Below are 17,787 nucleotides of genomic sequence, written 5' to 3' on the forward strand. Positions count from 1 at the left end.
GCGACGCGCAGCGGCGGCGAAGGCCGCGGCCGACTTGGCGGTGGAGGCGCGCGCCGGCTTCTTCTCGGCGGGCGCGGCGGTCTTCTCGTCCTCGCGGCGTGCGCGCCACACGACGAGGATGCTGCCGATGTGTTGCACCGGGGCGGCGTCCACCGCGGTGCACAGCTCCTGCATCAAGGCCTCGCGCTGCTCGCGTTCGGCGCCCTGGACCTTGACCTTGATGAGCTCGTGCGCCTGCAGGGCGCGCTCGATCTCGGCGAGGACGGCCGGCGTGAGGCCGTTGCCGGCGACGGTCACGACGGGATTCAGGTGGTGGGCGCGGGCGCGAAGGTCGCTGCGCTCGGCCGGGGTAAGCTCGGTCATTGCAAATCTCTGGATGGGTGAAGCCCGGGACGCGGATTCTACCCCGTGCGTGCCATGCATGGCCGTCGCGGATGGAGCAAGGGATGAAGAAGAACAAGACCAGCCGTGCCTGGGTGCACGATCATGTGAACGATCCCTGGGTGCAGCGCGCCCAGGCCGAGGGCTATCGTGCGCGCGCCGCCTTCAAGCTGCTCGAGATCGACGAGCGCGACCGCCTGCTGCGGCCCGGCGCGGTGGTGGTGGATCTGGGCGCGGCGCCCGGCTCCTGGTGCCAGGTCGCGGTCAGGCGCTGCGGCCCGAAGGCGCGCATCTTCGCCCTCGATCTGCTGCCGATGGAGCCGGTGGCGGGGGTGGATTTCCTGCTCGGCGACTTCACCGAGGACGCGGTGCTCGAGGAGCTTGAGTCGCGCCTCGGCGGCGCGAGCGTCGACGTGGTGCTTTCGGACATGGCGCCGAACCTTTCCGGGGTCGCGACGGTCGACCAGGCACGTTCGGTCAATCTCTGCGAGCTGGCGCTCGATTTCGCGGCGCGTCACCTCAAGCCGGGCGGGCAGTTTGTGGTCAAGGTGTTCCAGGGCGAGGGCTTCATGGAGTTTCGCAAGCAGATGGAAGCGGCGTTCGCCTCGGTGCAGGTGCGCAAGCCCAAGGCCTCGCGCGACCGCAGCGCCGAGGTCTATCTGCTCGGCAAGGGGCCGCGCCGGCCCTGAACCGGCTTGCCGGGGGAGCGATTGGGCCGCGCTATGCGCTCCATTGGTTTGCCCATGGGAACATTCGCCACTAGAATCGGTCAGTCGCGTACAGGCCGCAATGGCTTTCGGGGAACAGAACGTTGAACAATCTCTTCAAGAATCTCGCGATCTGGATGGTCATCGGTGTCGTGCTGATGACCGTATTCAACCAGTTCAACACGCGCCAGACGCCGACCAGCACCATGGAATACTCCCAGTTCCTGGAGGAAGCCAAGGCGGGCAGGATCGCGCGCGCGACCGTCGACGGCCGGGTGCTCAAGGCCACCACCCAGGAGGGTCGCACGATCACGGTGTATACACCGGGCGTGCAGGACATCTGGATGATCTCGGACCTGATGCGCTACGGCGTGCAGATCAACGCCAGCAAGCCGGAAGAGGAGCAGTCCTTCCTCGCCAGCGTGTTCGTGTCCTGGTTCCCTATGCTGCTGCTGATCGGCGTGTGGATCTTCTTCATGCGCCAGATGCAGGGCGGCGGCAAGGGTGGGGCGTTCTCGTTCGGCAAGAGCAAGGCGCGCATGCTCGACGAGTCCGCCAACACCATCACCTTCGCCGACGTCGCCGGTTGCGACGAGGCCAAGGAGGAGGTCTTCGAGCTGGTCGAGTTCCTGCGTGATCCGTCCAAGTTCCAGAAGCTCGGCGGCCGCATCCCCAAGGGCGTGCTCATGGTCGGCTCGCCGGGTACCGGCAAGACGCTGCTTGCCAAGGCGATCGCGGGCGAGGCCAAGGTGCCCTTCTTCTCGATCTCCGGCTCCGACTTCGTCGAGATGTTCGTCGGCGTAGGCGCGGCGCGCGTGCGCGACATGTTCGAGCAGGCCAAGAAACAGGCGCCGTGCATCATCTTCATCGACGAGATCGACGCGGTCGGCCGCCAGCGTGGCGCCGGCCTCGGCGGCGGCAACGACGAGCGCGAGCAGACGCTCAACCAGCTGCTGGTCGAGATGGACGGCTTCGAGGGCCAGACCGGCGTGATCGTGATCGCGGCGACCAACCGTCCCGACGTGCTCGACCCCGCGCTGTTGCGCCCGGGCCGCTTCGACCGCCAGGTCGTCGTGTCGCTGCCCGACATCCGCGGCCGCGAGCAGATCCTCAAGGTGCACATGCGCAAGGTGCCGATCGCGCCCGACGTCGATCCGCAGGTGCTGGCGCGCGGCACGCCGGGCTTCGCCGGTGCCGACCTCGCCAACCTGGTGAATGAGGCCGCGCTGTTCGCCGCGCGCGGCAACAAGCGCCTGGTCGACATGGATGACTTCGAGCGCGCCAAGGACAAGATCATGATGGGCGCCGAGCGCCGCTCGGTCGTCATGCCCGAGGAGGAGCGCCGCAACACCGCCTACCACGAGTCCGGCCACGCGGTGGTGGCGCGCCTGCTCGACAAGACCGACCCGGTGCACAAGGTCACCATCATCCCGCGCGGTCGTGCGCTGGGCGTGACCATGCAGCTGCCGACCGAGGATCGCTATAGCCAGGATCGCGAGCGCCTGTTGCAGACGATCACGGTGCTGTTCGGCGGCCGCATCGCCGAAGAGATCTTTATGAAGCAGATGACCACCGGCGCGTCGAACGACTTCGCCCGCGCCACCGACCTCGCGCGCCGGATGGTGACGCAGTGGGGCATGTCCGACACGCTCGGGCCGATGGTGTATGGCGAGGAGGAGGGCGAGATCTTCCTCGGCCGCCAGGTCACCACGCACCGCAACGTGTCCGAGGCGACGATGCAGAAGGTCGATGGGGAGATCCGCCGCATCATCGACCAGCAGTACTCGCTGGCGCGACGCCTGCTCGAGGAGAACAGCGACAAGGTCGAGGCGATGACGGCCGCGTTGCTGGAATGGGAGACCATCGATGCCGAGCAGGTGAACGACATCATGGCCGGCCGGCCGCCGCGTCCGCCCAAGCCGGCCTCGGTTCCGCCCAGCCGCCCGAAGGACGATGCACCGGGCGCGGCTCCCACCGCGCCGGCGCCAGCCGCCTGAGTTCGACAGATCCGCTTCACGGGGGCCGGCCAGACCGGCCCCTTTTCATTCCTGCGTCCGCAAGCCCCGTGCGGACGCCCCGACCTCGACGAGGTTCCGATGTCCGTCCTGCAATGCGGCCGCTTTCGGCTCGATCTGTCTCAGCCCCGGGTGATGGCGATCATCAACCTGACCGATGACTCCTTCTCCGGCGACGGCCTGCGCGGCGATCTCGCCCGCGCGCTGGCGCGCGCCGAGCGCGCGCTCGAGGAGGGCGCGGAGATGCTCGACATCGGCGCCGAATCCACCCGGCCGGGGTCGGACCCGGTGCCCGAGGCGCAGGAGCTCGAGCGCGTGGTGCGCTTCGTCGAGGCCGCGCGCGACTGGAAGGTGCCGCTGTCGATCGACACCGTGAAGCCGGCGGTGATGCGCGCCGCGCTCGCGGCGGGTGCGGACATGATCAACGACATCAACGCCTTCCGCGAGCCGGGCGCGATCGAGGCGGTCGCCGCGGGCGAGTCCGGGGTGTGCGTGATGCACATGCTCGGCCAGCCGCGCACCATGCAGCAGGACCCGCGCTACGCCGACGTGGTGGGCGAGGTGATCGGCTTCCTCGACGAGCGCGTGGCCGCCCTGCAGGCGGCGGGCGTGGGCCGCGAGCGCGTCGTGCTCGACCCCGGCTTCGGCTTCGGCAAGCGCGTCGAGCACAACTACGCGCTGCTGCGCGAGCTCGCGCGTTTCGGCGCGGGTGGGCTGCCGGTGCTCGCCGGGCTGTCGCGCAAGTCCATGCTCGGCGCGGTGACCGGCCGCGCGGTCGGCGAACGCCTCGCCGCCAGCGTCGCCGGCGCGCTGATCGCCGTGCAGAACGGCGCGGGCATCGTTCGGGTTCACGACGTCGCCGCCACCCGGGATGTGCTGGCCGTCTGGAAGGCGACCGTGACCGGATGCTGAGCAAGGCACCGCCTGGGGTGTCATAATCCGCGCTTTGTAAAGCTGCTGGAGCGAAGATGGCGCGCAAGTATTTCGGTACCGATGGGGTGCGCGGCAAGGTCGGCGACGCGCCGATCACGCCGGAGTTCGTGATGAGGCTGGGCTATGCGGCGGGGGTGACCCTGGTCGCGCGCGAGAAGCTGCCCGCGGGCGAACACCCCGCGGTGCTGATCGGCAAGGACACGCGGATCTCCGGTTACCTGCTCGAAGCCGCGCTCGAGGCCGGCTTCGCCGCCGCAGGCGTGGACGTGATGCTGGCCGGGCCGATCCCGACCCCGGCGGTGGCCTACCTCACGCGCGCGCTGCGCCTGCAGGCCGGCGTGGTGATCTCGGCCTCGCACAACCCCTTCTACGACAACGGGATCAAGTTCTTCTCGGCCGACGGCAGCAAGCTGCCCGATGCGCTCGAGGCCGAGATCGAGGCGCACCTCGACGAGCCGATGGGCTGCGTGGACTCCGCCCGCCTGGGCAGGGCGCGCCGCATCGACGATGCCGCCGGGCGCTACATCGAGTTCTGCAAGAGCACCTTCCCCAACGAGCTCGACCTGCGTGGCATGCGTATCGCGGTGGACTGCGCCCACGGCGCCGCCTACCAGATCGCGCCCAAGGTCTTCCATGAGCTCGGCGCCGAGATCATCCCGGTGGGCGTGGAGCCCAACGGCCTCAACATCAACGATGGCGTCGGCGCGACCCGGCCGGAGAACCTGCGCCAGGCGGTGCTCAAGCACGGCGCCCACCTCGGCATCGCGCTCGACGGCGACGCCGACCGCCTGATCATGGTGGATCACCGCGGCGAGATCTACGACGGCGACAAGCTGCTCTACGTGGTGGCCTGCGCGCGCCATGCCGAGGGCCGCCTCGACGGCGTGGTCGGCACGCTGATGAGCAACCTCGGCTTCGAGCACGCGATCGAGCGCCTTGGCGCGCCCTTCGCGCGTGCCAAGGTGGGCGACCGCTACGTGCTCGAGCTGCTGCAGGAGCGTGGCTGGAAGATCGGCGGCGAGAACTCGGGCCACATCATCTGCCTCGACCGCCACACCACCGGCGACGGCATCGTCTCGGCGCTGCAGGTGCTGGCCGCGCTCAAGCAGCGCGGGCTTTCCCTCGCCGACGCGTGCGCGGACCTGGTGTTCTACCCCCAACGCCTGATCAACGTGCGCATGCCGGCCGGATTCGACTGGCGCGCGGACGGCTCGATCGCGACGGCGCAGGCGAAGGCGGAGCAGACGCTCGGCGAGAGCGGGCGCGTGCTGCTGCGCCCCTCCGGCACCGAGCCCCTGCTGCGCGTGATGGTGGAAGGCCGCGATGGCGACTTGGTCGAGCGCCTCGCGCGCGAGATCGCCGGCGTGGTCGAGGAAGCGATCGCCTGATTCTGCAGGCATGAGGTCCGCGGACGGGGTGCAAGACTCCGTCCGCAAGCGGGAGGAGGGCAAATCTTCCCGTTCGATGACACGCAACGTGGCTGTAACAATCGCTTGCTACCTTACGGGCTCAGTCTTCCAACCCCGAGGTAGTCACCATGCGTTTCTCCACCAAGTTTGCCGTCGCCGCGTGTTCGTCCGTGCTGTTCGCCGCCAGCGCCCACGCTGCCGACATCACCGGTGCTGGCGCGACCTTTCCCGCGCCGATCTACGCGAAGTGGGCCGATGCCTACCAGAAGGCCACCGGCAACCGCGTGAATTACCAGTCGATCGGCTCGGGTGGCGGCATCCGCCAGATCGGCGCCAAGACGGTGGACTTCGGCGCTTCCGACATGCCGCTGACCCCCGAGAAGCTCGCGGAAGGCGGTTTGCAGCAGTTCCCCACGGTGATCGGCGCGGTCGTTCCGGTCGTCAACCTCGAAGGCATCAAGCCCGGCGACATGAAGCTCACCGGCGAGGTGCTCGCCGCGATCTACCACGGCAAGATCACCAAGTGGAACGATCCGGCGATCGTCGCGCTGAACCCCGATCTCAAGCTCTCCGACCAGGATATCGGCGTCGTCCGCCGTGCCGACGGTTCGGGCACCACCTTCGTGTTCACCAACTACCTCTCCAAGGTCTCCTCCGAGTGGAAGGAGAAGATCGGTGAAGGCACCGCGGTGCAGTGGCCGGTGGGTCTGGGTGGCAAGGGCAACGAGGGCGTGTCGGCCTTCGTGCAGCGCCTGCCGGGTTCGATCGGCTACGTCGAGTACGCCTACGCCAAGCAGAACAAGCTCTCCCACGCGATCATGCAGAACAGGGAAGGCCAGTTCGTCGAGCCGAGCGCCGAGTCCTTCGCCGCAGCCGCCGAGGGGGCCGACTGGTCCAAGTCGGCGTTCTACGAGATCCTGACCAACGAGCCGGGTGCGAAGTCGTGGCCGATCACCAGCGCCACCTTCATCCTGATGCACAAGACGCAGGACAAGCCGGCGCAGGCCGCCGAGGTGCTGAAGTTCTTCGACTGGGCGTACGCGAACGGCGGTGACATGGCGCTCGAGCTGGAATACGTGCCGCTGCCGAAGGCGACCGTCGAGCTGATCCGCGCCTCCTGGGGCGAGATGAAGGACAGCGCCGGCAACCCGGTCTTCTCCGCCAAGTAAGCCGGAGTCGGCCTCGTGGCTCGATCCAGCGTCCAGCCAGGGCCCTCCGGGGCCCTTGGCCACAAACTTTCCGCGGGGGGCGGCGCAGATGCGGCCGCCCTTTCTGGTGGCTCCATGCAAACGACCGGATTCAAGTCGTCGGCCTCGATGAAGTTCGGCGACAGACTGTTCGGTACCCTGGCGAAGTCCTTCGCCTGGCTTACCCTGATCCTGCTCGCCGGGATCATCCTTGCCCTGGTCTACGCCTCCTGGCCCAGCCTCCAGGCCTTCGGTATCGGTTTCCTGTTCTCGGACGCGTGGAACCCGCCGATGGAGGACTTCGGTGGCCTGATCCCGATCTACGGCACGCTCGTCACCTCGGTGATCGCGCTGCTGATTGCCGTGCCGGTGAGCTTCGGCATCGCGCTCTTCCTGACCGAGATGGCGCCCGCCTGGCTGCGCCGCCCGCTCGGCACCGCGATCGAGCTGCTCGCGGCCATCCCCTCGATCGTGTATGGCATGTGGGGCCTGCTGGTGTTCGCGCCGATCTTCGCCAAATACATCCAGCCTGGCCTGCAGTCCTCGATCGGCCACGTTCCGGTGATCGGCAAGCTCTTCGCCGGTGCGCCGCTCGGCATCGGCCTGCTCGCCGCGGGCATCATCCTGGCGATCATGATCATTCCCTACATCGCCTCGGTGATGCGCGACGTCTTCGAGGTGACCCCGCCGATGCTCAAGGAGTCGGCCTACGGCGTCGGCTGCACCACCTGGGAAGTGATGTGGGGGGTTGTGCTGCCATACACCAAGACCGGCGTGATCGGTGGCGTCATGCTTGGCCTCGGGCGTGCGCTCGGCGAGACCATGGCGGTGACCTTCGTGATCGGCAACACCAACTTCCTCGACTCGGCGTCGCTGTTCGCGCCGGGCAACAGCATCACCTCGGCACTGGCCAACGAGTTCGCGGAAGCGGACCCCGGCCTGCATACCGCGGCACTGATGGAACTGGGCCTGATCCTGTTCGTGATCACCCTGGTCGTGCTGGTGGTGTCGAAGCTGCTGCTGAATCGTCTCGCCAAGGGCGAGGGTACGAAGGGCTGACCGGGGACCGACATGAACCTTCTCGCTAGACGCAAACTGACCAACCGCGTGGCGCTGACGCTTTCGTTGTCCGCCATGGCCTTCGGACTGTTCTGGCTCGCCTGGATCCTGTGGACCGTGCTCGAGCTCGGGATCTCGGGGCTCTCGCTGACGCTCTTCACCGAGATGACGCCGCCGCCGGGGGCCGACGTGGGTGGCCTCGCCAACGCGATCGCCGGCAGCCTGATCATGGTGGTGCTCGCGACCCTGCTCGGTACCCCGATCGGCATCCTCGCCGGGGTGTATCTCGCCGAGTACGGCCGCAACCACTGGCTGGGCTCGACCACCCGCTTCATCAACGACCTGCTGCTGTCGGCGCCGTCGATCGTGATCGGCCTCTTCGTGTATGCGGTGGTGGTGGCGCAGACCGGCAAGTTCTCCGCCTGGTCCGGGGTGCTCGCGCTCGCGCTGATTGTGCTGCCGGTGGTGGTGCGCACCACCGAGAACATGCTGCAGCTGATCCCGAACACGCTGCGCGAGGCGGCCTTCGCGCTCGGCGCGCCGAAGAGCGTGGTGATCTCCAAGGTCACCCTGCGTGCGGCGCGTGCGGGAGTGCTCACCGGTGTGCTGCTGGCTGTGGCGCGCATCGCCGGCGAGACCGCGCCGCTGCTCTTCACCGCGCTGTCCAACCAGTTCTGGTCGCTGAACCTGAACGAGCCGATGGCCAACCTGCCGGTCACGATCTTCAAGTTCGCCATGAGCCCCTTCACCAACTGGCAGGAGCTGGCCTGGGCCGGCGTGTTCCTGATCACGATGGGTGTGCTCGTGCTCAACATCATCGCGCGCGTCTTCCTGCGCGCCGAGAAAGTGAACTAAGGATCGACCAAGGATCAAACCCGGCATCCGCCGCACGCAATCCGCGCCTGCCCTCGTGCGGGCCGGGATTGGAGAAAAGAATGGAAATCACCGACGCGCAAATCGAGTTCAAGGACTTCAACTTCTATTACGGGAAGTTCCACGCGCTCAAGAACATCAACTTCAAGATGGCGCGCCACAAGTGCACCGCCTTCATCGGTCCCTCGGGCTGCGGCAAGTCGACGCTGCTGCGCACGATCAACCGCATGTACGACCTCTACCCCGAGCAGCGCGCCGACGGACAGCTGCTGTTCGACGGCCGCAACCTGCTCGGCTCGGACATCGACGTCAGCGTGCTGCGCGCACGCATCGGCATGGTGTTCCAGAAACCCACCCCGTTCCCGATGTCGATCTACGACAACATCGCCTTCGGGGTGAAGCTGCACGAGAAGCTCTCGAGCAGCGAGATGGACAACCGCGTCGAGTGGGCGCTGCGCAAGGCGGCGCTGTGGGACGAGGTCAAGGACAAGCTCAAGCAGAGCGGCATGAGCCTCTCCGGCGGCCAGCAGCAGCGCCTGTGCATCGCACGCGGGATCGCGGTGAAGCCCGAGGTCATCCTGCTCGACGAACCGACCTCCGCGCTCGACCCGATCTCGACGGCGCGCATCGAGGAGCTGATCGATGAGCTCAAGGAGGAATTCACCATCGTCATCGTCACCCACAACATGCAGCAGGCGGCGCGGATCTCCGACTACACCGCCTACATGTACCTGGGCGAGATGGTGGAGTTCGGGGTAACCGACGAGCTGTTCGTGAAGCCGAAGAAGAAGGAGACCGAGGACTACATCACCGGTCGCTTCGGCTGACAGATCGGGCGGAAGAGGGCGCGGTACGCCTTCTCCGCCCTTTTTGCGACCAACGTTTCAAGATTACTTGGAAAGACGTGCGGGGGCTTCCCGCATCCGGCGGAGTCTTAGCGCCGCTGCGGCAGGTGCTGAAAGGCTGCGCCGGGGCCGCGTCGACACGCGGAAATCCGGCGCAAACATGGGGCGCGTTGCGGCTGATCGTCCGCAAGCCTTATAATCCTGCGGTTTATCTCCCCGGACATTCCCCGACCCATGACCAGACTCGTTGCCGGTAACTGGAAGATGAACGGCAGCCTCGCCGCCAATCGCGACCTGCTCGACGGCCTCGTGTCGGTCCCGGGGACGGAAGCGGCCGTCTGCGTGCCCTATCCCTATCTCGCCCAGGCGCAGCAGCGGCCAGCGGGCGTGGCCCTCGGCGCGCAGGACGTGTCGGAGTACGACGCCGGTGCCTACACGGGCGAGGTGAGCGCGGCCATGCTAATGGAATTCGGTTGCCGCTACGCCATCGTCGGCCATTCCGAGCGCCGCGCGCTCTTCGGCGAGGACGACGCCACGGCGGGTCGGAAGGCCGGGGCGGCGCTGCGGGCCGGGCTGGTGCCCATCGTCTGCGTGGGCGAGACCCTCCCCGAGCGTGACGAGGGGCGGGTCATGGAGGTGATCGGTCGCCAGCTCGAGGCGGTGCGCGAGGTGCTCGGGGGCGCGGCGATGGGCGAGATCGTGCTCGCCTACGAGCCGGTGTGGGCGATCGGTACCGGGCGCTCGGCGAGCGTGGCGCAGGTCGCCGAAGTGCACGCCGCGATCCGCGCCTGGCTGAAGGCGCACGGCGTGGCGGGGGGCGTGCGCATCCTCTACGGTGGCAGCGTCAAGCCGGACAATGCCGCGGCGATCTTCGCCGTGGCGGACGTCGACGGCGGGCTGATCGGCGGCGCCTCGCTCGCCGCGGCGGATTTCATGGCCATCTGCCGCGCCGCGGCCGGTGGGGTCTGAGTTTTCAACGATTCGTATCTTTCAGGATTCAAGATGGGTGACTATCTCTTCTCTCTCGTGCTCACCGTGCATGTGCTGGTAGGTCTCGGTGTGATCGGGCTCGTGCTCGTCCAGCACGGCAAGGGCGCCGACATGGGTGCTGCATTCGGCGGCGGCGCATCCGGCAGCCTCTTCGGCGCGTCGGGTTCGGCGAACTTCCTCAGCCGCACCACGGCGGTGCTGGCAACGGTGTTCTTCCTGACCAGCCTGGGGCTGAGCTTCCTCGCCAGCAACAAGCCGGCGGCTCCGGGCAGCGTCATGGAAGGGGCGCAGACGGCGCCTGCGACGACCCCCGCACCGGCGGCGCCGGTCGAGTCCTCGCCGGCCCAGTCGATCCCGAAATAATTGGTTGCGAGCCCTTTGCGCAGTGCGGGAAAACACTTATAATTATCGCGCTGTCAGAACGAAGCGCCGACGTGGTGAAATTGGTAGACACGCTATCTTGAGGGGGTAGTGGCGAAAGCCGTATGAGTTCGAGTCTCATCGTCGGCACCACATTCCGGGAACGCCCGCAGTAGCGGGCGTTTCTACGCAGAGCCGAGCAATAACAATAATTGCGGCGCGCCAATGACGCCGCGGACTTCAAATGGGGGTTTCCGGACATGCTGGAAAATTATTTTCCCGTCCTGATGTTCATGCTCGTCGGCCTCGGCTTCGGCCTTGCGCCCGTCATCCTCGGGCGACTCATCGCCCCCTATCGGCCCGATTCCGAAAAGAATTCTCCCTACGAGTGCGGCTTCGAGGCGTTTGAAGACGCCCGCATGAAGTTCGACGTCCGCTACTACCTGATCGCCATTCTCTTCATCCTGTTCGACCTCGAAATCGCCTTCCTCTTTCCGTGGGCGACGGTCTTCCAGGAGTTCATCGCCGCCGGCGAAATCGCCTGGTTCGTATTCGGCTCGGTGATGGTTTTTCTGGCGGTTCTGGTTATTGGCTATATCGTCGAGTGGAAAAACGGCGCACTCGACTGGGAGTAATGCATGAGCATTGAGGGCGTCTTCCGCGAGGGGTTCGTCACCACCTCGCTCGATGCGGTCATCAACTGGACGCGCACCGGCTCGCTGTGGCCGATGACCTTCGGTCTGGCCTGTTGCGCGGTCGAGATGATCCATGCGGGCTGTTCCCGCTACGACCTGGACCGCTTCGGCGTGGTGTTCCGGCCGAGTCCGCGCCAGTCCGACCTGATGATCGTCGCCGGCACCTTGTGCAACAAGATGGCGCCGGCGCTGCGCAAGGTCTACGACCAGATGTCGGAGCCGCGCTGGGTCATCTCCATGGGCTCCTGCGCCAACGGCGGCGGCTACTACCACTACTCGTACTCGGTCGTGCGCGGTTGCGACCGCATCGTGCCGGTCGACGTCTATGTGCCGGGCTGTCCGCCCACCGCCGAGGCGCTGATCTACGGCATTCTCCAGCTTCAGAACAAGATCAAGCGCACGAACACGATTGCGCGCTGACGGGTGTCCCAGACATGAGTGCCAAGCTAGAACGCCTCAGCCAGACCTTGCGCGACGTTTTCGGTAACCGGATCCAGTCGCTCGTGCTCGATCGCGGTGAAGTGACGATCGAGGTCTCTGCTGCAGAATATCCCCGCGTCGCCCGCCAGCTGCGCGACCATGCCGATCTGCGCTTCGAGCAGCTGATCGACATCTCGGGTCTCGACTACTCCGCGTATGGCAACGCGGTCTGGGAAGGCAAGCGCTTCGCGTCCGTCGCCCACCTGACCTCGGTCAAGCACAACTGGCGGCTGCGCCTCCGTGTGTTCGCCGACGAAGACGCCTTCCCGGTGATCGATTCGCTCGTCGATGTGTGGCCGAGCGCCAACTGGTACGAGCGCGAGTCCTTCGATCTCTACGGGATCCTGTACTCGGGCCACCCGGACCTGCGCCGCATCCTGACCGACTACGGCTTCGTGGGCCATCCGTTCCGCAAGGACTTCCCGGTTTCCGGGTACGTCGAAATGCGCTACGACCCGGAGCAGGGCAGGGTCGTCTATCAGCCGGTGAGCATCGAGCCGCGCGAGAACACGCCGCGCATCGTGCGCGAAGAGAATTACGGGGACGTCGGCCATGGCTGAGATCCGCAACTACACGATCAACTTCGGTCCGCAGCACCCCTCGGCGCACGGCGTGCTCCGCCTGGTGCTCGAGCTCGACGGCGAAGTCGTCGAGCGCGCCGACCCGCACATCGGCCTGCTGCACCGCGGCACCGAGAAGCTCGCCGAGACGCGCACCTGGGTGCAGTCGGTGCCCTACATGGACCGTCTCGACTACGTGTCCATGATGTGCAACGAGCACGCCTACTGCATGGCGATCGAGAAGCTGCTCGGCGTCGAGGTGCCGCTGCGGGCCCAGTACATCCGGGTGATGTTCGACGAGATCACCCGCGTCCTGAACCATCTGCTCAACATCGGTACCCACGCGCTCGACATCGGCGCGATGACCATGGTGCTGTACACCTTCCGTGAGCGCGAAGACCTGATGGACGTCTATGAGGCCGTCTCGGGCGCACGCATGCACGCGGCGTACTACCGTCCGGGTGGCGTCTATCGCGACCTGCCGGACCGCATGCCGAAGTACGAAGTGAACAAGTTCAAGAACGAGAAGATGGTGCGCGAGCTCAACGCCAACCGCGAAGGCTCGATGCTCGACTTCCTCGAGGACTTCACCAACCGCTTCCCGACCTACTGCGACGAATACGAGACCCTGCTGACCGACAACCGCATCTGGAAGCAGCGCACCGTCGGCATCGGCGTGGTGTCTCCGGAGCAGGCGCTGGCCTGGGGCTTCACGGGCCCGATGCTGCGCGGCTCGGGCATCGCCTGGGACCTGCGCAGGAAGCAGCCCTACGAGGTCTACGATCAGGTCGATTTCGACGTGCCGATCGGCAAGAACGGCGACTGCTACGACCGGTACCTGTGCCGCATGGAAGAGATGCGCCAGTCGAACCGGATCATCAAGCAGTGCATCGACTGGCTGCGCAAGAACCCCGGTCCGGTCATGACCGACAACCACAAGGTCGCGCCGCCTTCTCGCGAGGCGATGAAGACCAACATGGAAGAGCTGATCCACCACTTCAAGCTCTTCACCGAAGGCATGCACGTGCCCAAGGGCGAGGTGTACGCGGCGGTCGAGCATCCCAAGGGCGAGTTCGGCGTGTATGCGGTGTCGGACGGGGCGAACAAGCCCTACCGGCTGAAGCTGCGCGCGCCGGGCTTCGCGCACCTCGCGGCGATGGACGACATCGCTCGTGGCCACATGATCGCCGACGTGGTCGCGATCATCGGCACGATGGACGTGGTGTTCGGCGAGATCGACCGCTGAGCGCGCCCGCGCGCAACAGCGGATGGGCGCCTGCGGGCGCCGCGGTATCAAACAAGAATCGGCAGGCTATCCGGAAGATCAAGACGACATGCTGAGCCAGGAATCGCTGCAACAGATCGATCGAGAGATCGCCAAGTATCCGCCCGATCAGACGCAGTCCGCGGTCATGGCCGCGCTGCGGATCGCGCAGGTCGAGAAGGGCTGGCTGCCCAAGGAACTCATCGAGTTCGTGGCCAGGTACCTCGGCATGCCGCCGATCGCCGCCTTCGAGGTCGCGAGCTTCTACAACATGTACGACCTCGCGCCGGTCGGACGGCACAAGATCACCGTGTGCACGAACCTGCCGTGCGCGCTGTCCGGCGGCGTCCATGCGGCGGACTACATCAAGGAAAAGCTCGGCATCGACTTCAACGAGACCACGCCCGACGGCAAGTTCACGCTGAAGGAAGGCGAGTGCATGGGCGCCTGTGGCGACGCCCCGGTGCTGCTGGTGAATAACCATCACATGTGCAGCTGGATGACCACCGAGAAGATCGACCAGATGCTGGCCGAGCTGGACAAGAAATGAGCACGCAAGGAATGATCCTCGCCGGCTGTGACGGCGACCGCACCTGGCGGCTCCAGGACTACGTCGCCCGCGGCGGTTATTCGGCGCTCCGCAAGATCCTCGCCGAGAAGATCCCGCAGGACGCGATCATCGCCGAGCTCAAGACCTCGGTGTTGCGCGGCCGTGGGGGCGCGGGCTTCCCGACCGGCCTGAAGTGGAGCTTCATGCCGCGCTCCTTCCCGGGCGACAAATACCTCGCGTGCAACTCCGACGAGGGCGAGCCGGGGACCTTCAAGGACCGCGACATCCTGCGCTACAACCCGCACAGCGTCATCGAGGGCATGGCGATCGCCGCCTACGCGATGGGCGCCGCGCGTGGCTACAACTACATCCACGGCGAGATCTTCGAGACCTACTCGCGCTTCGAGGAGGCACTCGCCGAGGCGCGCGAGGCCGGCTTCATCGGCCGCAACATCCTCGGCAGCGACTTCTCCTTCGAGCTCTTCGCGCACCACGGCTACGGCGCCTACATCTGTGGCGAGGAGACCGCGCTGCTCGAGTCGATCGAGGGAAAGAAGGGCCAGCCGCGCTTCAAGCCGCCTTTCCCGGCGAGCTACGGCCTCTATGGCAAGCCGACCACGATCAACAACACCGAGACCTTCGCGTCCGTCCCGTTCATCATGAACATGGGCGGCGAGGCCTTCCTGAATCTCGGCAAGCCCAACAACGGCGGCATGAAGCTGTTCTCGGTCTCGGGCCACGTCAATCGCCCGGGCAACTACGAGATCCCGCTCGGCACGCCCTTCGCCGAGCTGCTCGAGATGGCCGGCGGCATGCGCGGCGGGCGCAAGATCAAGGCGGTCATCCCCGGCGGCTCGTCCGCGCCGGTCGTTCCCGGCAGCGTGATGATGGACTGCACGATGGACTACGACTCGATCTCCAAGGCGGGATCGATGCTCGGTTCCGGCGCGGTCATCGTCATGGACGAGACCACCTGCATGGTCAAGGCCCTCGAGCGCCTGTCCTACTTCTACTTCGAGGAGTCCTGCGGCCAGTGCACGCCCTGCCGCGAGGGCACCGGCTGGCTGTACCGCGTGGTGCATCGCATCGAGCACGGCCTCGGCCGGCCCGACGACCTCGACCTGCTGAACTCGGTGACCACCAACATCATGGGCCGCACGATCTGCGCCCTCGGCGACGCCGCCTCGATGCCGGTGCAGAGTTTCGTCAAGCACTTCGGCAGCGAGTTCGAATACCACATCGAAAACAAGAAGTGCCTCGTGCCGCCCGAAGTGCAGCGCGCTGGCAGTCAAATCTACGTGAGCCCGTCATGCTAGAGATCGAAATCGACGGCAAGCAGGTCCAGGTCAACGACGGCAGCACGGTGATCGAGGCTGCAGCGGTTGCCGGGTCCTACATTCCGCACTTCTGCTACCACAAGAAGCTGTCCATCGCGGCCAGCTGCCGGATGTGCCTGGTGCAGGTCGAGAAGGCGCCCAAGCCGCTGCCCGCCTGCGCGACGCCCGTTACCAACGGCATGAAGGTCTGGACCCACTCCGAGCTCGCCGTGAAGGCGCAGAAGGGGGTGATGGAGTTCCTGCTGATCAACCACCCGCTCGACTGTCCGATCTGCGACCAGGGCGGCGAGTGCCAGCTGCAGGACCTCGCGGTGGGTTACGGTTCGACCGCCTCGCGCTACCAGGAAGAGAAGCGCGTGGTGTTCAACAAGAACCTCGGCGCGCTGGTGTCGACCGACATGACGCGCTGCATCAACTGCACGCGCTGTGTCCGCTTCACCACCGAGATCGCCGGTGAGATGGAGCTCGGCCAGGCCTTCCGCGGCGAGCACGCGGAGATCATGCCCTTCATCGAGAAGACGGTCGATTCCGAGCTCTCCGGCAACATCATCGACCTCTGCCCGGTCGGTGCGCTGACCTCGAAGCCTTTCCGCTTCGCCGCGCGCACCTGGGAGCTCTCCCGCCGCAAGTCGGTGAGCCCGCACGACTCCCTCGGCGCCAACCTGATCGTCCAGACCAAGCACGACGTGGTCAAGCGCGTGTTGCCCTTCGAGAACGAAGACGTCAACGAGTGCTGGCTGTCCGACAAGGACCGCTTCTCCTACGAGGCCCTGTCCAGCGAGCAGCGTCTCGGCGCGCCGATGATCCGCCACGGCGGGCAGTGGAAGCAGGTCGAGTGGCAGGCCGCCCTCGAGTTCGTCGCCACCGGCCTGCGCGGCATCGAGCGTGATCATGGCGCCGCCTCGATCGGCGCGCTGGCCTCGCCGCACGCCACGATCGAGGAGCTTTACCTGCTGCAGAAGCTGATGCGCGGGCTCGGTAGCGAGAACATCGATTTCCGCCTGCGCCAGGCCGACTTCCGTGCCGACGGCAAGCGCGCCGGCGCACCGTGGCTGGGGATGCCGATCGCCGGCGTCAAGGACCTCACCCGCCTGCTCGTGGTCGGCAGCTTCCTGCGCAAGGACGCGCCGCTGCTGGCACAGCGCGTGCGCCAGGCCGCCAAGAAGGGCCTGCACGTGAGCGCCGTCGGCCCCAACGCCGAAGAGTGGCTTGTCCCGGTACGCAACCGCGCGCTGGTTGCGCCGTCGGCGATGGTCGCCACGCTCGGCCAGGTCGTGGTCGCGCTGGCGAAGGAGAAGGGCGCCGATGTGAGCGTCGCGCTGCTCGGCAAGCTGCCCGAGGCGGTGAGCGACGAAGCGCTCGCGATCGCGCAGAGCCTCGCGAGCGGCCGCAAGGTCGCCGTGTGGCTCGGCAACCTCGCCGCGCAGCACGCCCGCGCCTCCGAGCTGCAGATGCTCGCGCAGGAGATCGCCCGTCTCACCGACGGCAGCTTCGGCTTCATCGGCGAGGCCGCCAACAGCGTTGGCGGCTACCTTGCCGGCGCGGTCCCTGGTGACGGTGGTCTGAACGCCGCCGCGATGATCGAGCAGGCGCGCAAGGCCTACGTGACCCTGAACCTCGAGCCCGAACTCGACCACGCCAATCCGGCGGCGGCGATGGCGGCCCTCGACGGTGCACAACTGGTGGTGGCGCTCACGAGCTTCGACTCGCCTTCGCTGCGCCAGGTCGCGGATGTGATGCTGCCGATCGCCCCCTTCACCGAGACTTCCGGCACCTTCGTCAACTGCGAAGGCCGGGCGCAGAGCTTCACGGCGGTGGCCAAGCCCTTCGCCGACGTGCGTCCGGGCTGGAAGGTGCTGCGTGTGCTCGGCAACCTGCTCGCGCTCGAGGGCTTCGCCCAGGCCGACTCCGAGGCCGTGCGCGCCGAAGCGCTCGCGGGCGATCTCGCCAGCCGGCTGGACAATGGCGTAGAGGGCATCGTGGTCTCCTCGGCCACCGGCGCGGCCGGGGCGCTCGAGCGCGTCGCCGACGTGCCGATCCACTTCGCCGACCCGATCGCGCGCCGCGCGCCCTCGCTGCAGAAGACGCGCGATGCCGCGGCCCCCACGGCGCGCGTCGCGCCGGCCACGCTCGCGGCGCTCG

General features: G+C 66.8%; 18 protein-coding genes and 1 tRNA gene. 18 read left to right on the forward strand and 1 reads right to left on the reverse strand.

Annotated features, from left to right (window positions below):
* The coding region (gene yhbY, locus C667_RS11285; RefSeq protein WP_004363452.1) for a ribosome assembly RNA-binding protein YhbY at positions 1–363 on the reverse strand (363 nt) is incomplete at its 3' end.
* An 83-nt stretch (positions 364–446) separates the two neighbouring features.
* On the opposite strand from yhbY, the gene C667_RS11290 reads away from it, so the two are divergent.
* From C667_RS11290 to nuoG, 18 genes are all read left to right on the forward strand, one after another.
* Positions 447–1,070: an RlmE family RNA methyltransferase gene (locus tag C667_RS11290; RefSeq protein WP_004363454.1), complete on the forward strand. Its 624-nt coding sequence runs from the start codon at positions 447–449 to the stop codon at positions 1,068–1,070.
* Positions 1,071–1,192: 122 nt separating this feature from the next.
* Entirely contained in the window at positions 1,193–3,085 is a 1,893-nt protein-coding gene (gene ftsH, locus C667_RS11295) for an ATP-dependent zinc metalloprotease FtsH (protein WP_004363457.1), read from the forward strand.
* Between the two features lie 99 nt (positions 3,086–3,184).
* The gene (gene folP / locus C667_RS11300) at positions 3,185–4,015 is read left to right on the forward strand and encodes a dihydropteroate synthase (protein ID WP_004363459.1); all 831 of its coding nucleotides are present in this window, start codon (positions 3,185–3,187) and stop codon (positions 4,013–4,015) included.
* Between the two features lie 56 nt (positions 4,016–4,071).
* A complete protein-coding gene (glmM, locus tag C667_RS11305; protein WP_004363462.1) occupies positions 4,072–5,424 on the forward strand; it encodes a phosphoglucosamine mutase in 1,353 nt (450 codons plus the stop codon).
* A 149-nt stretch (positions 5,425–5,573) separates the two neighbouring features.
* Positions 5,574–6,614, forward strand: a complete 1,041-nt coding sequence (pstS, locus tag C667_RS11310; protein ID WP_004363465.1) for a phosphate ABC transporter substrate-binding protein PstS — start codon at positions 5,574–5,576, stop codon at positions 6,612–6,614.
* A gap of 114 nt (positions 6,615–6,728) precedes the next feature.
* Positions 6,729–7,691, forward strand: a complete 963-nt coding sequence (gene pstC / locus C667_RS11315; protein WP_039921336.1) for a phosphate ABC transporter permease PstC — start codon at positions 6,729–6,731, stop codon at positions 7,689–7,691.
* Between the two features lie 12 nt (positions 7,692–7,703).
* Complete coding sequence (gene pstA, locus C667_RS11320) at positions 7,704–8,546, forward strand: phosphate ABC transporter permease PstA (RefSeq protein ID WP_051174666.1); 843 nt, start codon at positions 7,704–7,706, stop codon at positions 8,544–8,546.
* Positions 8,547–8,626: 80 nt separating this feature from the next.
* On the forward strand, positions 8,627–9,391 hold the full coding sequence (gene pstB, locus C667_RS11325; RefSeq protein WP_004363470.1) for a phosphate ABC transporter ATP-binding protein PstB: 765 nt from the start codon (positions 8,627–8,629) through the stop codon (positions 9,389–9,391).
* Positions 9,392–9,643: 252 nt separating this feature from the next.
* Positions 9,644–10,378: a triose-phosphate isomerase gene (gene tpiA / locus C667_RS11330; RefSeq protein WP_039921338.1), complete on the forward strand. Its 735-nt coding sequence runs from the start codon at positions 9,644–9,646 to the stop codon at positions 10,376–10,378.
* Positions 10,379–10,411: 33 nt separating this feature from the next.
* The gene (secG, locus tag C667_RS11335; RefSeq protein ID WP_004363474.1) at positions 10,412–10,762 is read left to right on the forward strand and encodes a preprotein translocase subunit SecG; all 351 of its coding nucleotides are present in this window, start codon (positions 10,412–10,414) and stop codon (positions 10,760–10,762) included.
* Between the two features lie 65 nt (positions 10,763–10,827).
* Positions 10,828–10,912, forward strand: a tRNA-Leu gene (locus tag C667_RS11340).
* Between the two features lie 107 nt (positions 10,913–11,019).
* On the forward strand, positions 11,020–11,394 hold the full coding sequence (gene ndhC, locus C667_RS11345; protein ID WP_004363476.1) for an NADH-quinone oxidoreductase subunit A: 375 nt from the start codon (positions 11,020–11,022) through the stop codon (positions 11,392–11,394).
* 3 nt (positions 11,395–11,397) lie between these two features.
* Positions 11,398–11,874: a NuoB/complex I 20 kDa subunit family protein gene (locus tag C667_RS11350; RefSeq protein WP_002926530.1), complete on the forward strand. Its 477-nt coding sequence runs from the start codon at positions 11,398–11,400 to the stop codon at positions 11,872–11,874.
* 14 nt (positions 11,875–11,888) lie between these two features.
* The gene (locus C667_RS11355) at positions 11,889–12,494 is read left to right on the forward strand and encodes an NADH-quinone oxidoreductase subunit C (protein WP_004363478.1); all 606 of its coding nucleotides are present in this window, start codon (positions 11,889–11,891) and stop codon (positions 12,492–12,494) included.
* The gene (locus tag C667_RS11360) at positions 12,487–13,740 is read left to right on the forward strand and encodes an NADH-quinone oxidoreductase subunit D (protein ID WP_004363480.1); all 1,254 of its coding nucleotides are present in this window, start codon (positions 12,487–12,489) and stop codon (positions 13,738–13,740) included. Before C667_RS11355 ends, C667_RS11360 begins: the two co-directional genes overlap by 8 nt.
* A gap of 88 nt (positions 13,741–13,828) precedes the next feature.
* A complete protein-coding gene (gene nuoE, locus C667_RS11365) occupies positions 13,829–14,308 on the forward strand; it encodes an NADH-quinone oxidoreductase subunit NuoE (protein ID WP_004363482.1) in 480 nt (159 codons plus the stop codon).
* An 11-nt stretch (positions 14,309–14,319) separates the two neighbouring features.
* Entirely contained in the window at positions 14,320–15,624 is a 1,305-nt protein-coding gene (nuoF, locus tag C667_RS11370; protein ID WP_004363484.1) for an NADH-quinone oxidoreductase subunit NuoF, read from the forward strand.
* Positions 15,618–17,787: NADH-quinone oxidoreductase subunit NuoG (gene nuoG / locus C667_RS11375; RefSeq protein WP_004363486.1), on the forward strand; the 2,170-nt coding region annotated here is incomplete at its 3' end. The genes nuoF and nuoG, both read left to right, overlap by 7 nt.

The organism is Thauera phenylacetica B4P (assembly GCF_000310225.1).
GTDB lineage: Bacteria > Pseudomonadota > Gammaproteobacteria > Burkholderiales > Rhodocyclaceae > Thauera > Thauera phenylacetica.